Raw genomic sequence first — 14,774 nt, forward strand, 5'->3', positions numbered from 1 at the left:
GGGACTCCTCGGGACGGAACCGATGTGGATCGTGCGGTGTATGGAAAGCAGCGGGTCGTTCACAGCCGGTCTCGCAGGGCTCGTTCGCGGATCATGAGGGCGGCTCGTTTACCGGGGAGGTCGATCTCCGCGGCGAAGCGGAAGCCGGCGCTGAGAAAGGCGGAGACGGAGGGGGTGTTGCGCAGGTCCGGTTCGGCGACGACCCGGCCGCAGTGCGGCCGGTGGTCGAGGACGAGGTCGGAGACGGCTCTGAGCAGGGTGGTGCCGACACCGCGGCCGCGGTCGGCGACACCACCGATGAGGAGATGGAGTCCGGTGTCATGAGGACGGGCGGGGTAATGACGGGCGAGAGGATCGAGATCGGCGCGGTAGAGCTCCCAATAGCTCATGGGGACCCCGTCGAGGACACCGAGGCAGGGGACGCTGCGTCCGTCGCCGCCCAGTTGGGTGCGCAGATGGCCGGCGGTGACGGCTTCGGGTCCCGCCAGCTCCCAGAAGGCGGCCACGGCGGGGTCGTTCATCCAGCGGCTGATGAGGGTCAGATCGCGCTCCAGCCGTACGGGGACGAGCTGGAAGACACCGAGGGACGTGCCGGCCGCGCCCCACCCGGCGGGGGAATCGAGCAGGGCGGACGCGCGGGCGCCGTCCGGCCGCGACGTGTCGCCCGCCTCGGCCGCCTCGCCCGCCACCGGCCCGCGCTCCGCGATCAGCGCGACGACGTCGTCGGTCAGCCGCAGGTCGAGGGTGTCCTCGGCGCCCTTGACGAGGTGCGGTCCTGGACCGGCCGCGGTGTCGCCGCTCGCGTCGATGGGAGGCACGGTGGCGGGCTCCTCTCGGCAGTTCGGACGGACGGGTGCGGTCAATGGCGAAGGGGGTTGGTGAGGGTGACGTAGACGGACTGGGTGTCGACCGGGCCCACGAGTTCGTCCAGGCCGTGCAGTCGGGTGAGCAGGTTGGCCTTGCAGCGCAGGGTGGTCGCCTCCAGGAGCTGGCCGGGCAGGGGTGAGCCGAGCGTCGCGGCGCGGGCGAGGAACTGACGGAAGGCCGCGATGAGTACGCGTTCGTCGGCGAGCCGCTGGGAGCCGAACGCCCCGATCAGACCGAGGACGTTGTTGATGCCGAGGTAGTAGGCGAAGCGTTCGTCGGTGACGTCGTCGGGCACGAAGGTCTCGCTGGCTTTGCCGATGCCGGGGAGGCGGCGGTCGAGCGTCTCGCGGTGGGATTCGCGGAAGTAGTAGCCCTGGTTGTCGCGGTAGCGTCCCCCGACGGGCCAGCCGTCGGGGTCAAGGATCACCAGAGTGTTCTGCTGGTGGGCTTCCAGGGCGACGCCGGCCGTGGCGTCGAGCCAGAGCACGGGGCGTACGACGTGGTCGAGGTAGCGCAGGAACCACTCCGCGGCGACGGCGCCGGTGGGCCTGCCGGTGCGGGCGACGAGTCCGGCGACGATGTCGGCGAGACGGGAGTGCGTACGCGGGCGTCCGGGCCAGGGACGGGGGGTGACGAGTCCCGCGACGCACACGGCGTCGGTCTCGGCGCGGAACGGGTTGTGGCGCAGCATCACGTCGAGTCCGGCGACCGGTTGACCGTCGGGAGCGTCGACGGCGAGCCAGGCGGGGTCGCGCACGATGTCGAAGCCGGGATGCGCGGCGCGCAACTGCTGGGCGAGGCCGCCGCGCAGCAGCCGGTGGACCTCGACGCCGCGGTGGAGTTCCTTGCGGAGGTTCTCGCGACGGGAGTTGGTGATGCGTACGCCCAGGGACAGCTTGAGCATGGCGGGTGCGCCGGTCCGGTGCACCGTACGGACGGAGGAGGTGGGGTACCAGTGATCGCCGTGCGGGCCGAGGTCGTGGAGCAGGCCGGCGTCCAGGAGTTCGCGTACGGCGGGGCGGTGCGTCAACTCGCGTGCCTGCCAGGGGTGCAGAGGCAGCGGGGCGGTGTGGTCGGGGAGTGTCAGGTCTCCCGCGAGCCGGCGGGTGAGCTGCTCCGCGTGGACGGCGCGGCCCTGCTCGGTCCAGGCCGAGTCGGTGGCGAGCACGGACCGGTCGACGGCCAGCCAGTGGAGCGGGAAGGAGCCGCGCAGTTCGGGTGAGAAGAGGCGGTGTTCGGTATCGGAGAGCCCTTCGCGGCTCTTGGGCGTGGGGTGGAGGGGGTGGCCGAGGAGGAGGGACTGTTCGGCGGTGAGGAAGAGGTCGGTCCCCACGGCGGCGGGGGCTGTTCGCCGGTCGGCGAGGAAATCGGCGGTGCGGTGGGCGGAGTCGGCGACTCTGGCGACCAGTTCGGCGCCCTGGCCACGGCCCGACTCGCGGTTGAGGAGCGCGGCGACGGTGACGGCGTCGGCCGCCGGGGAGCGGGGTCCCGCGCATTCCAGGAGGGGCGGGTCGAAGCGGTGCCAGCCGGTCGCCGACCAGTAGCGCACGGGAACGAGCAGGGCGGTGCCGGTGGCGTCGAGCGGAATCCTGAGGGTGTCTCCGTCCGGCCGTGGGGTGTTGTTCTCCCGGACCCAGCAGCGCAGCAGGTTCTCCAGGGACGCGGCGTCCGCGGCCTTCCACGGGTCCGGGTCGTCGAGGGGGTCGGACCGGTCGGCCACCGTCGTGTCCGCGGCCGAGGAGGCGACGGGTACGCCCGCTGTACGGGGGGCGGCGTCCGCCCCCGCGCCCGGGGGCACTTGGCGGGGCACCGTGGCCGTGTCGGTCGGCACGGATCCGGTCGTCACGAGGTCGGACGGAACGGCCGGTCCCGGTACGGGAGCAGTGGGGAGGACGATGATTCCTGGTGCGTCGGGAGCGGGGGCGGAGGTGGGGTTCACGGGAGGACTTCCTGGTGAGGGGCCGGGTCAGTGCGCCGGTGCGGTCGGCGTCGGGTGGTCTTTCCGGCGGCGGTTCCCACGGTCCGCGCGGCGGCGGTTCCCGGACCGGGAGGACGGCGCACCGCCGGGTGCGACGAGCGGCACCGGTGGAGGAAGTTCGGTCAGGGCCACGGCTGTCGGTCCTCCCGTGGGAACGGATGCATCACACGTCGACGCGGCGGTTCGAGCGCCGCGGCGCGTGCGGTGAACGCCGGCGTCGAATCCCCCGTAGGTACCAACGACGGCAAGCGCCCGGGATCACGGCCGACCGGAAGATCCTTCGCCGGCGGAACCACGGCCCTGCCGTCCGCCGTCCCCAACGGCACCGGCATAGTGGGGGCCTGCTTCCGGCTCCGGTCCACACGACCGGGGGCCGATCAGTCCACCCGGATCGAGTTGATCCGTCAGTTCAGAACAGTTCCGAAGTCCCAGGGGGATCCCGACATGCGAGCCATTCGCCCACCGTTCACCACTCGCCGTGGGAGAGGCACACGGCGAAACTCTCCCGCCGTCGTGGTCGCCTCCCTGGCGGCGGCGCTGGCACTGACGGCCACCGCTTGCGGACCCACCGAGGAGACGAACGCGGGCGACAAGCCGAGCGATGCGTCGAGCGAGTCCTCCGGCGACAAGATCACCATTCCCGCCGATCTCCAGGACCGCCTCAAGGAGCGCGGGATCGACCTGGACAAGTGGAGGGACGGCGAATGGAAGAACTGGGACAAGGACAAGTGGCTCCGTGAGGCACGGGACTACGTCAACCCGATCATCGAGGATCTCTGGGACCCGGACCGGATGCGGGACGCCGAGGAGCCCGACATGCCGGTCGAGGAGGAGGACATCTCCGGCGACACGGGTGTCACCGACCCGACTCCGCAGCCGGTGGAGGCGGCGCCGGTGAACGCGCCGTACGACGGTGACGTGCCCGAGGCGGGCAAGCTCTTCTTCGACGGCCCCGAGGGCTCGCTGGTCTGCTCGGCGACGGTGGTGAAGGACCCCGCCAACCCCGGTAAGTCCAACATGGTGTGGACGGCGGGTCACTGCGTACACGCGGGCAAGAGCGGCGGCTGGTACCGGAACATCGCCTTCGTCCCGTCGTACAACAACAGCGATCTGCCGATCTCCGAGCTGGAGAGCGCCGCCAAGGAGGAGATAGCCCCGCACGGTATCTGGTGGGGCGAGTGGGCGCAGACCTCCGAGGAGTGGATCTCCGAGGGAGCGGCGACGGGTGGCCTGGGCGCCCCGTTCGACTTCGCGGTGATCCATGTGACACCCGAGAAGGGCGGAGACGGCAAGTCGCTGGAGGAGACCGTCGGCGCCGCGCTGCCGGTCGACTTCAACGCACCGGCCACGCCGGAGATCGATTCGATGAAGGCGACCGGCTATCCGGCGGCGCCGCCGTTCGACGGCCAGAAGCTCTTCCAGTGCGGCGACAAGCCGGGTCGGCTGTCCATCAACGCGCAGGACCCGACGATGCACCGCATAGGTTGCACGATGACCGGCGGTTCGTCCGGCGGCGGCTGGGTCGCGACGGGCCAGGACGGTCGGCCCGCCCTGGTGTCGAACACCTCGATCGGCCCGGTGACGGCGGGCTGGCTCGCGGGCCCGCGCCTCGGTGACGAGGCCAAGGGCGTCTACGAAGCGGTCAGCGAGAAGTACGCCGGCAGGTAGGACCCGGACCGGTGGGCGGTCCGCCGTGCCCTCGGGCACGCGGGCCGCACTCCGCGCCCACCCGCTGCGCCCCTGGTCGGCGATCGGGGAAATGGGCGGCATAGAGTGAGGTCACCGCAAGGTGGTCCGCCTGAGGACCACCTTTTTGCGTGACACGTTCATGGCAAGTGACACAAGTACTTTCAGGGGGAACGTTTTTCATGCGATCGATACGTCCACTGCTGGCCGCCACCGGCCTCGTCGCGGCCCTCGCGCTGACGGCGACGGCCTGCGGCGGTGGAAGCGAGGACAAGGCGGCCGACAAGCCCGCGGCCTCAACTCCCGCCGCCGACGAGGCGGGCAGGGAGATACCCGCGGATCTGGCCGACAGGCTCAAGGAGCACGGTGTCGACCCGGAGAAGTGGAAGGACGGTGAGTGGAAGAACTGGGAGAAGGACAAGTGGCTGCGCAGCGCCAAGGACTTCGTCAACCCGGTCATCGAGGACCTGTGGAAGCCCGAGCGGATGAAGACGGCGAAGTCGCCGACGAAGACCCTCGCCGCCGGTGACATCTCCGGCGACCAGGACGTCACCGACCCCGAGCCGCGGCCGGTCCAGGCCGAGCCGGAGAAGACGCCGTACACCGATCACGCGGCGCCGGTCGGCAAGGTCTTCTTCGACTCCCCCGAGGGCTCGATGGTCTGCTCGGCCACGGTGATCAAGGACCCGAAGAACCCCGGCAAGTCCAACCTGGTGTGGACCGCGGGCCACTGCGTGCACGCGGGCGCGGGCGGCGGCTGGTACCGGAACATCATGTTCGCCCCCGCCTACAACAACACCGGCAAGTCGTCCGCCGATCTGCAGAACGCGCAGCCGCACGAGATCGCCCCGTACGGGCAGTACTGGGCCGACTGGGTCGCCACTTCCAACGAGTGGATCAGCGACGGCGGCCCGACCGGCGGCGACGGAGCGGCGTACGACTACGCGGTCATGCACGTCACCCCGGAGAACGGCGGCAAGTCGCTGGAGGAGACGGTCGGCGCTGCCCTCGACGTCGACTTCGACGCCCCCGAGGCGAGTGCCATCGGCAGCCTGGGCGCGTGGGGTTACCCCGCGGCCCCGCCGTACGACGGGCTGATCATGCACAAGTGCGTCGACAACGCCGGCAGGCTGTCGATCGCCACCGGTACGCCCACGATGTGGCGCATCGGCTGCTCCATGACCGGTGGTTCCTCCGGCGGCGGCTGGTTCGCGGCCGGTCAGGACGGCAAGTCGGTGCTGGTCTCCAACACCTCGATCGGCCCGGTCACTTCGGGCTGGCTGGCCGGCCCCCGGCTGGGTGAGGGCGCCGAGCAGCTCTACACGATGATGAGTGACAAGTTCGCGGGCGAGTAGACGCCCGGAGCCGGTACGGCGGAAGGCCCGCCCCCTCTGCGCGAGGGAGCGGGCCTTCCGCCGTGAACGGATCGCCGGGCGCGGTGCGCTCAGCCGGCCGCCGGCACGGGCATGTACGCGGAGAGCGCCGAGGCGAGCTCCTCGTGGACCTGCGCCTTCAGCAGGGTGCCCTCCGGGGTGTGCTCCTCGGACAGCACCTCACCCTCGGCGTGCACCCGCGAGACCAGACCGCCGTCGGTGTACGGCACGAGCGCCTCGACCGTGACCGCGGGCCTGGGCAGCTCGGTGTCGATGAGCGCGAGCAGCTCCGCCATACCGGCACCGGTCCGCGCCGAGACGGCGATCGCGTACCGCTCCATCCGCAGCAGCCGCTGGAGGACCTCCGGGTCCGCCGCGTCGGCCTTGTTGATCACCACGATCTCGCGGACGTCCACCGCGCCCACGTCGCGGATCACCTCACGCACCGCGGCGAGCTGCTCCTCGGGAGCGGGATGCGAGCCGTCGACGACATGCAGGATCAGATCGGAGTCCCCGACCTCCTCCATCGTCGACCGGAACGCCTCCACGAGGTGGTGCGGCAGATGCCGGACGAAGCCGACGGTGTCGGCCAGCGTGTAGATCCTGCCGCTCGGTGTCTCGGCCCGGCGGACGGTCGGATCCAGGGTGGCGAACAGCGCGTTCTCCACCAGGACGCCGGCGCCGGTGAGGCGGTTGAGCAGCGAGGACTTGCCCGCGTTCGTATATCCGGCGATCGCGACCGACGGCACCTTGTGGCGCCGGCGCTCCTGCCGCTTGATCTCGCGGCCGGTCTTCATCTCCGCGATCTCCCGGCGCATCTTCGCCATCTTCTCGCGGATCCGGCGCCGGTCCGTCTCGATCTTCGTCTCACCGGGACCGCGAGTGGCCATGCCGCCACCGCCGCCGCCACCCATCTGCCGGGACAGCGACTGGCCCCAGCCGCGCAGCCTCGGCAGCATGTACTGCATCTGGGCCAGCGCGACCTGTGCCTTGCCCTCCCGGGACTTGGCGTGCTGGGCGAAGATGTCCAGGATCAGGGCCGTACGGTCCACGACCTTGACCTTGACGACGTCCTCGAGGTGGATGAGCTGACCGGGGCTGAGCTCACCGTCGCAGACGACGGTGTCCGCCCCGGTCTCCAGCACCAGGTCGTACAGCTCCCGCGCCTTGCCCGAACCGATGTAGGTGGCCGGGTCGGGCTTGTCACGGCGCTGGATGACTCCGTCGAGCACCAGAGCGCCGGCCGTCTCGGCCAGCGCCGCAAGCTCGGCGAGTGAGTTCTCGGCTTCCCGCACCGTCCCGGAGACCCAGACGCCGACCAGCACGACGCGCTCCAGGCGCAGCTGCCGGTACTCGACCTCGGTGACGTCTTCGAGTTCGGTGGAGAGGCCCGCCACGCGCCGTAGCGCCGCGCGGTCGGAACGGTCGAACTGGTCGCCGTCCCGGTTTCCGTCGATCTCCTGGCTCCAGGCGACGTCCTCTTCCATCAGGGCATCGGCCCGAAGGCTTTCCGTGCGGGTGTCCGCGGAGATCTGCTCGTCCTGGGAAGGGGAAGAAGAGGAGGTCATTGGATCCTTACGTCGAAGAGAAAGTTCGGGTGTGGACAGACTGCCCACCCACATCGGTCACAACGCGTGACGACCCGGATTGATTCCCGCCGTCACGGCCGGGCGTTCCCGTCCCGGAGTACCGGACCCGGCAGCGCCGCCGACCCCTTGATGGTGGCACGTCACGGCCGGGACCGTCATATGGGTTTCACGACGGGTTTCACGACCGGATCCCCGGCCGTACCGGCGCCCCTCCCCGGGCGCCGCTCCGTCACCCCCTACTTGACCGCCGCGCTCTTCCAGTCCGGGTGCCCCGGCATGGGCGGCGTCCTGCGCCCGTACAGCCACGCCTCGAAGAAGTCCGACAGGTCACGCCCCGCGATGTCCGACGCCAGCCGTGTGAAGTCCGCCGTGCCCGCCGTCCCGTCCCGGTGGACGCGCACCCAGTCCCGCTCCAGCCGCCGGAACTCCCCCGCGCCGATCTCCTGGCGCAGCGCGTAGAGCACCAGCGCGCTGCCGTCGTACACCACCGGCCGGAACAGGCTGATCTGCTTGCCGGGCGCCGGCGGCTCCGGTGCCGCGGGCGGACCGCCGGCCGCCCGCCAGCCGTCGGACAGCCGGTACGCCGCCCGCATCCGGTCCTCCAGCGGCTTGTCGGCGTGCTCCTGCGCGTACAGCGCCTCGTACCAGCTCGCGTGCCCCTCGTTGAGCCACAGATCGGACCAGGAGCGCGGCGAGACGCTGTCGCCGAACCACTGGTGGGCGAGTTCGTGGACCATGACGGAGTCGACGTACCACTCCGGGTACTCGGGCCGGGTGAACAGTGAACGCTCGAAGAGCGACAGCGTCTGCGTCTCCAGCTCGAAGCCGGTCTCGGCGCCGGCGACGAGGACGCCGTACGTCTCGAACGGATACCGCCCGACCTGCCGCTCCATCCACTCGATCTGCGCCGGCGTCTTCGCCAGCCGCGGCTCCAGCTTCACGCGGTCGGCGGCCGGGACCACGTCGCGCAGCGGCAGACCGTGCGGACCCTTGCGGTGCACCACGGCCGAGTCGCCGATGGACACCTGCGCCAGCTCGGTGGCCATGGGGTGACGGGTGCGGTACGTCCAGGTCGTGGTCGCGCCGTTACGGATCCTGGCCACCGGCAGTCCGTTGGCCACGACGGTCAGCTTGCCGGGCGCGGTGACCCGGAAGGTGAACGCGGCCTTGTCGGCGGGGTGGTCGTTGCCCGGGAAGACACGGTGCGCGGCGTCGGCCTGGTTGGCCATCACGAGGCCGTCCGTCGTCCGCACCCAGCCGCCCTTGCCGCCCGTGGGGTCGCTGGTGTGGGTGACGGTCACGCGTACCGCTGAGCCGGCTTCCACGGCCTCGCGCGGCGTGACCACGAGGTCTTCGCCGGCGGTCGCGAAGTCGGCGCGTGCCCCGTCGACCTCGACGGAGCCGACCTTGCCGTGGGTGAAGTCGAGGTTGATGCGTTCCAGGCGCTGGGTCGCCCGCGCGTCGATCTTGGTGATGGCGTCGAGCGGCTTGGAGTTGTCACCCCGGTAGGTGAGGCCGATGTCGTAGGCGAGTACGTCGTATCCGGGATTGCCCAGGTGCGGGAAGAGCGGATCGCCGATACCGAGCGCCACCGGGGCCGGGGCGGGGAGTGTCGCGGCGACGAGGGTGGCCGAGGCGGTGGCCAGCAGGGCGGCGCGCAGCCGAGGGGAGGTGAGCAGCATGGACCACCGCTACCAGCGCGCGGCGGACGTACGGCGGCGGCGCGCTTCGCGCCCACCCGAAAGAGGCGGGCGGCCGGGCACTGGCGCGGCGCGCCGTCAGGGGGCCGGCTCGTGCTGGGCGCGCCGTACGTCGAACACTCCGGGCACGTCCCGCATGGCGCGCATCAGGCCGGGAAGCCCCGCCGCGTCGGGCAGTTGGAGCGTGTACGTGTGCCGTACCCGCTGCTCGCTCGGCGGCTCCACGTTGGCCGACACGATCGCCGCGCCCGCCGTGGCGATGGCCTCGGTCAGATCGGCGAGCAGTCGCGGCCGTCCGAATGACTCCGCGTACAGCGTGACCCGGCACTCCGGCTCGTCGCCCCAGCTCACCGCGACCGGCGGACGGCCGAGCGCGGTCATCCTGCCGACCGCCGGACACTCCGCGCGGTGCACGGTGACGGCGCCGCCCCGGACCGTGAATCCGGTGACGGCGTCGGGCGGTACGGGCGTGCAGCAGCCGGCCAGCCGTACGGTCGCCTCGGGGACGTCCACGACGACGTTGGCCACACCGCGCCGCCCCGCCGTGACGGCGCCGGGCGTACGAGGCGGCGCGGCGGCCACCTTCAGGCTCTCCGGATTCGCGGCGAGCCAGCCGGCGATCGCGATCCGCGCGGCGGGCGTACGGGCGTGGTCCAGCCACTCGGGAGAGGGGCCCGGGGCGGCGTCCTGCGGGCGGCCCTGTACCGGGTCCCGTCCGGACCCGGGCCCCTGACCGGGCCGGTCGCCGTCAGCGCCCCCGGTCTCCACGGTCCCCGTGACACCGGTGCCCGCGGCGTTCTCCTCGCCGTCGCCCTCCCGGCCGTTCGGGGGCTCCTGGACGGGGCTGTGAGCCATCAGCAGCTGCACCGTGTCGCCGTCGACCAGGACCGTACTCAGCGTCGCCAGACGGCCGTTGACGCGCGCGCCGATGCAGCCGTGCGCGCCGTCGCCGTGCTGCGCGTACGCCGCGTCCACACAGGTCGCGCCGGCGGGCAGGCCGAGCATGCCCCCGTCGGCGAGGAAGACGCTGATCTCCCGGTCCTGCGCGAGATCGGCGCGCAGCGTCGTCCAGAACGTGTCCGGGTCGGTCGCCGCCTCCTGCCACTCCAGGAGGCGGGAGAGCCAGCCCGGCCTGGTCGGGTCGGCGCGTTCGCCGTCGGCCGGTTCCGCCCCGTCGACGGGCGCGTACGGATTGCCCAGCGCGACCACACCCGCCTCGGCGACCTTGTGCATCTGGTGCGTACGGATGAGGACTTCGACGACCGCCCCGCCGGGACCGGCGACCGCGGTGTGGAGCGACTGGTACAGGTTGTACTTGGGAGCGGCGATGAAGTCCTTGAACTCGGAGATCACCGGCGTGAAGCAGGTGTGCAACTCCCCCAGCACGGCGTAGCAGTCGGCGTCCTCCCCGACCAGGACCAGGAGGCGGCCGAAGTCCGTGCCGCGCATCTCGCCGCGTTTCAGACGGGCGCGGTGGACGGAGAGGAAGTGCCGCGGCCTGATCACGACTTCGGCGCTGATGTCGGCCTCACGGAGCGTGCGGCGCACGTCCTCGGCGACGGGGTCCAGCCCCGGTCCCGCGGTGGCCCCGTCGGCGATGACGGTGCGGGTGCGCTCGTACTCCTCCGGCTGGAGGATGGCGAACGCCAGGTCCTCCAGCTCGGTCTTGAGCGCCTGCACGCCGAGCCGTTCGGCCAGCGGGATGAGGACGTCGTGGGTGACCTTGGCGATGCGTTCCTGCTTCTCCTGCCGCATCACACCGAGGGTGCGCATGTTGTGCAGCCGGTCGGCGAGTTTGATCGACATCACCCGGACATCGTTGCCGGTGGCGACGAGCATCTTGCGGAAGGTCTCGGGCTCGGCGGCGGCGCCGTAGTCGACCTTCTCCAGCTTCGTCACCCCGTCGACCAGGTAGCAGACCTCGTCGCCGAACTCCGCGCGGACCTGATCGAGCGTCACATCCGTGTCCTCGACGGTGTCGTGGAGGAGGGAGGCGGTCAACGTCGTGGTCTCGGCGCCGAGTTCGGCGAGGATCAGGGTCACCGCGAGCGGATGGGTGATGTAGGGCTCGCCGCTCTTGCGGAACTGTCCGCGGTGCGACATTTCCGCGAGTACGTACGCCTTGCCCAGCACGAGCAGGTCGGCGTCGGGATGGTGCGCTCGGTGGGCGTCGGCGACATGGCCGATCGCGTCCGGCACCCGGTCCCTGGACCCGGGCCCCAGCAACGCGGCTCTGCCGAGCCGGCGGAGGTCGATACTGGTACGGCCGCGCCTGCGGCTCCGGGCACCAGGGCTGGTGGCCTCTGCGCTCATGCGGCACCTCCGGCAGCTTCGACCGGCGGTGGGAGGGACAGGAGCGCTCTCCCGGCCGGTGCTTGATGCTACCGACCCCACCACGTGCCTCGGTCCACCTCTCCCCCAGCGTGAACCGGATCACCCATTCGAGCGAATTTGCCGCCGGGTGCCGAGGAGTTCAGAGTGTGTCGAGCAACTCCGCCCACTCACCGTCGAGCATGCCCTCGGCGACGATCACGGCCGGGCCCGTCATCTCGATCTCGCCGTCGGGCCGTTCGGTGATGACGAGCCGTCCGCCGGGCAGGTCGACCGTGTAGGTGACGGGCTCTCCGGTCACCGCGGGGTCGATGCCGTCCCTGCGTGCCGCGGCGACGGCGACGGCGCACGCGCCCGTACCGCAGGAGCGCGTCTCGCCCGAACCGCGCTCATGGACGCGCATGGCGACATGGCGCGGGCCGCGTCCGACGACGAATTCGACGTTCACGCCGTCCGGGTAGGCCGAGGCGGGGCTGACGGGCGGAGCGGTGAACAGATTCCCCGCGTGGTCGAGGTCGTCGACGAAGGCGACGGCGTGCGGATTGCCCATGTTGACGTTACGGGCGGGCCAACCCCGCTCCCCCACAACGACGCTGACGTCCCCTTCGGGGAGGACGGCGCGTCCCATCCGGACGGTGACGACTCCCGGGTCGGCCGTCCCGCCGCCCGTTTCAGAGGACTTGGCGATGTGGATCTCCTTGACCCCGCCACGGGTGGCGACGGCGAGGTCGCCCGCGTCGACGAGACCGGCGCGCCGCAGATACCGCGCGAAGACCCGGACCCCGTTGCCGCACATCTCTGCGACCGAACCGTCCGCGTTGCGGTAGTCCATGAACCACTCGGCCCGGTCGGCCATGGACCGCGCCTCGGGGTGCGCGGCGGACCGTACGACGTGCAGCAGCCCGTCCCCGCCGATACCGGCGCGGCGGTCGCAGAGCTTCGCGACGGCGCCGGCCGACAGGGTGACCGCGTTGTCCGGGTCGGGAATGATCACGAAGTCGTTCTCGGTCCCGTGGCCCTTGAGGAATGGGACCGGTGACGGCTGCGCGGCGGGGCGGTAGGTACTCACGCGTCAATCGTACGAGGTGGGACCGACAGCGCGAACGCGGAAGTCGGCGTCCCCCGTCAGCGAAGGCGGGCGACCCGCCAGACGGCGAGGGCGACCACGGCGACGCCCACGGTCACGTACAGCGCGAGAACACGCCAGTCCGGGCGCTCACCCGACCCGCGGGCCGGCATTCCGGGCCAGGTGTGGCCGACGCGGCGGGCGGCCATCATGCCCCAGCCCGCGGCGCAGCAGCTGATCAGCAGGCCGAGCATCGCGACGACGGCGCCCCCGTCGCCCGTCCCGAAGGCCAGGGGGAAGGCGAACATCAGCGAGCCGACGGCGGCGAGCATCACGATGGGAGCGAGCTGCCAGATCCGCAGGCGTCGCTGCGGACGCAGCTCGACTTCCACCTCGGGAGTCACCGCGTCTTCGTCGTCGGGTCCGTCAGGACTCAACCGCGGGGCTTCGTCCCGCGGATCCTGTGTCCCCTGATCTGTGTTGCGAGGGCCGGCCTCCATCGCCACGCGCCCTCCCAACTCGGACTCCACTGGTCGATCGATGCTCGATGATGGCACGGCCCCGGGCACCGGATTGACGGCCTGAGCGTCCCGATGCCATCACGTGATCAGGCTGTGACCGCTCGTTCGACCAACGTCAGCGCGAGGTGCGGGAGTTCCTCCCGGTCGTCGGCCGCGCCGCTCAGCCAGTGGACGCGGGGGTCGCGGCGGAACCAGGAGTCCTGGCGGCGCGCGAAGCGTTTGGTGGCGCGTACGGTCTCGGCGCGCGCCTGGTCCTCGGTGCAGTCACCGGCGAGGGCCGCGAGTACCTGTTGGTAGCCGAGGGCGCGCGAGGCGGTACGGCCCTCGCGCAGTCCGCGCGCCTCCAACTCGCGCACCTCGTCGACGAGGCCGGCCTCCCACATACGGTCGACGCGCAGCGCGATGCGCTCGTCGAGTTCGGGGCGTTCCACGTCGACACCGATCTGCACCGTCTCGTACACGGCGTCGTGACCGGGCAGATTGGCGGTGAACGGTTTACCGGTGATCTCGAACACCTCAAGTGCCCGGACGATGCGGCGCCCGTTACTGGGGAGGATCGCGCGGCCCGCCGCCGGATCGGCGGCGGCCAGCCGGGCGTGGAGGGCGCCGGAGCCGCGCAGCTTCAGCTCCTCCTCCAGCCGGGCGCGCACCTCGGGGTCGGTGCCGGGGAAGTCGAGGGCGTCGATGGCGCCCCGTACATAGAGGCCGGAGCCGCCGACGAGTACGGGGGTACGGCCTTCGGCGAGCAGCCGGTCGATCTCGATCCTGGCCAGTCTCTGGTACTCGGCGACGTTGGCCGCCTCGGTGACGTCCCAGATGTCGAGGAGATGGTGCGGGACGCCGCGGCGCTCCTCGGTCGACAGCTTGGCGGTACCGATGTCCATCCCGCGGTAGAGCTGCATGGAATCGGCGTTGACGACCTCACCGTCGAGTTGCCGGGCGAGATGGACGCCCAGGTCGGACTTGCCGGCCGCGGTGGGGCCGACGACGGCGATGACCCGCGGTGCGGGCGCTGCGGTACTCACCGCCCCAGTCTCGCAAACCTCGTGACCGGTTCCCGAACGAGTTACGTACGAGCCCTGTCCGGGGTCGTTGGCCGTTGCGAGATTCCGGCCGCCCTGCTTCGCGAGGGCGCCCGTGGACCGCGGGACGGGGCGCTGCGGGCAACGCGGATTTTCGCCCACCCGAGTAGCATATGGAGGTGAAATGGGCGTTTTCGCATGGCTTCGCCGGAAGTCCAGGCGGACGACCGGGCAGGTCGGGCCGGTGCCGTCCCCGGTGGTAGAGGCCGCCGGGGACGGGGACGGCGAAGGCGCCCGCACATGGTCGGCACAGCGCCGATCGCCCCTCACCCGGGGGCCCGAAGGAAGGTGACCGATGAGCTTCCTCGACTCACTGAAGTCCAAGCTGTCCCCCGCCAGGGACAAAGTCTCCGACCTCGCGCAGCAGCACGGGGGGAAGATCGGTGAGGGGCTGGACAAGGCCGCGAAGACGGTCGACCAGAAGACCAAGGGCAAGTACAGCGACAAGATCGAGTCCGGGACCGGAAAGGCCAAGAACGCCCTGGACCGGATGTCCCAGAAGGAAGGCAAGGACGGCGGGACCGGCGGCACCACAGACCCGCCCTCCTCCCCGCCCCCGACCTCCTGAGGCACGGCGAACG

Annotated in this window: 11 protein-coding genes; 3 read left to right on the forward strand and 8 right to left on the reverse strand. The window is 71.3% G+C overall.

Annotation, left to right across the window (positions count from 1 at the left end; translation table 11 throughout):
- Nucleotides 1–59 precede the first annotated feature (59 nt).
- Nucleotides 60–818: a GNAT family N-acetyltransferase gene (locus GXP76_RS26920; protein ID WP_374362698.1), complete on the reverse strand. Its 759-nt coding sequence runs from the start codon at nucleotides 816–818 to the stop codon at nucleotides 60–62.
- A 41-nt stretch (nucleotides 819–859) separates the two neighbouring features.
- A complete protein-coding gene (locus GXP76_RS26925) occupies nucleotides 860–2,806 on the reverse strand; it encodes an IucA/IucC family protein (RefSeq protein ID WP_374362701.1) in 1,947 nt (648 codons plus the stop codon).
- Between the two features lie 483 nt (nucleotides 2,807–3,289).
- On the opposite strand from GXP76_RS26925, the gene GXP76_RS26930 reads away from it, so the two are divergent.
- The gene (locus tag GXP76_RS26930; protein WP_242574205.1) at nucleotides 3,290–4,513 is read left to right on the forward strand and encodes a serine protease; all 1,224 of its coding nucleotides are present in this window, start codon (nucleotides 3,290–3,292) and stop codon (nucleotides 4,511–4,513) included.
- A gap of 200 nt (nucleotides 4,514–4,713) precedes the next feature.
- Entirely contained in the window at nucleotides 4,714–5,886 is a 1,173-nt protein-coding gene (locus tag GXP76_RS26935; RefSeq protein ID WP_242574206.1) for a serine protease, read from the forward strand.
- Nucleotides 5,887–5,975: 89 nt separating this feature from the next.
- Here the strand turns inward: GXP76_RS26935 and hflX are convergent, their stop codons facing one another.
- The 6 genes from hflX to miaA all read right to left on the reverse strand — a co-directional run bounded on the left by hflX (nucleotide 5,976) and on the right by miaA (nucleotide 14,136).
- Nucleotides 5,976–7,472: a GTPase HflX gene (gene hflX, locus GXP76_RS26940; RefSeq protein WP_242574207.1), complete on the reverse strand. Its 1,497-nt coding sequence runs from the start codon at nucleotides 7,470–7,472 to the stop codon at nucleotides 5,976–5,978.
- A 257-nt stretch (nucleotides 7,473–7,729) separates the two neighbouring features.
- Nucleotides 7,730–9,175: a M1 family metallopeptidase gene (locus tag GXP76_RS26945; protein ID WP_242574208.1), complete on the reverse strand. Its 1,446-nt coding sequence runs from the start codon at nucleotides 9,173–9,175 to the stop codon at nucleotides 7,730–7,732.
- Between the two features lie 96 nt (nucleotides 9,176–9,271).
- Nucleotides 9,272–11,506 carry a bifunctional (p)ppGpp synthetase/guanosine-3',5'-bis(diphosphate) 3'-pyrophosphohydrolase gene (locus GXP76_RS26950; RefSeq protein ID WP_242574209.1) on the reverse strand — a complete coding sequence of 745 codons (2,235 nt, stop codon included), beginning with the start codon at nucleotides 11,504–11,506 and terminating at the stop codon, nucleotides 9,272–9,274.
- Nucleotides 11,507–11,666: 160 nt separating this feature from the next.
- Nucleotides 11,667–12,593, reverse strand: a complete 927-nt coding sequence (gene dapF, locus GXP76_RS26955; RefSeq protein WP_242574210.1) for a diaminopimelate epimerase — start codon at nucleotides 12,591–12,593, stop codon at nucleotides 11,667–11,669.
- A 56-nt stretch (nucleotides 12,594–12,649) separates the two neighbouring features.
- Nucleotides 12,650–13,090 carry a hypothetical protein gene (locus GXP76_RS26960; RefSeq protein ID WP_242574215.1) on the reverse strand — a complete coding sequence of 147 codons (441 nt, stop codon included), beginning with the start codon at nucleotides 13,088–13,090 and terminating at the stop codon, nucleotides 12,650–12,652.
- A gap of 107 nt (nucleotides 13,091–13,197) precedes the next feature.
- Nucleotides 13,198–14,136: a tRNA (adenosine(37)-N6)-dimethylallyltransferase MiaA gene (gene miaA / locus GXP76_RS26965; RefSeq protein WP_242574211.1), complete on the reverse strand. Its 939-nt coding sequence runs from the start codon at nucleotides 14,134–14,136 to the stop codon at nucleotides 13,198–13,200.
- Nucleotides 14,137–14,488: 352 nt separating this feature from the next.
- Here miaA and GXP76_RS26970 point away from each other — a divergent pair, with 352 nt between their 5' ends.
- Complete coding sequence (locus GXP76_RS26970) at nucleotides 14,489–14,761, forward strand: antitoxin (protein ID WP_242574212.1); 273 nt, start codon at nucleotides 14,489–14,491, stop codon at nucleotides 14,759–14,761.
- Nucleotides 14,762–14,774: the final 13 nt, after the last annotated feature.

The sequence above is a fragment of the Streptomyces sp. NP-1717 genome (assembly GCF_022695985.1).
GTDB lineage: Bacteria > Actinomycetota > Actinomycetes > Streptomycetales > Streptomycetaceae > Streptomyces.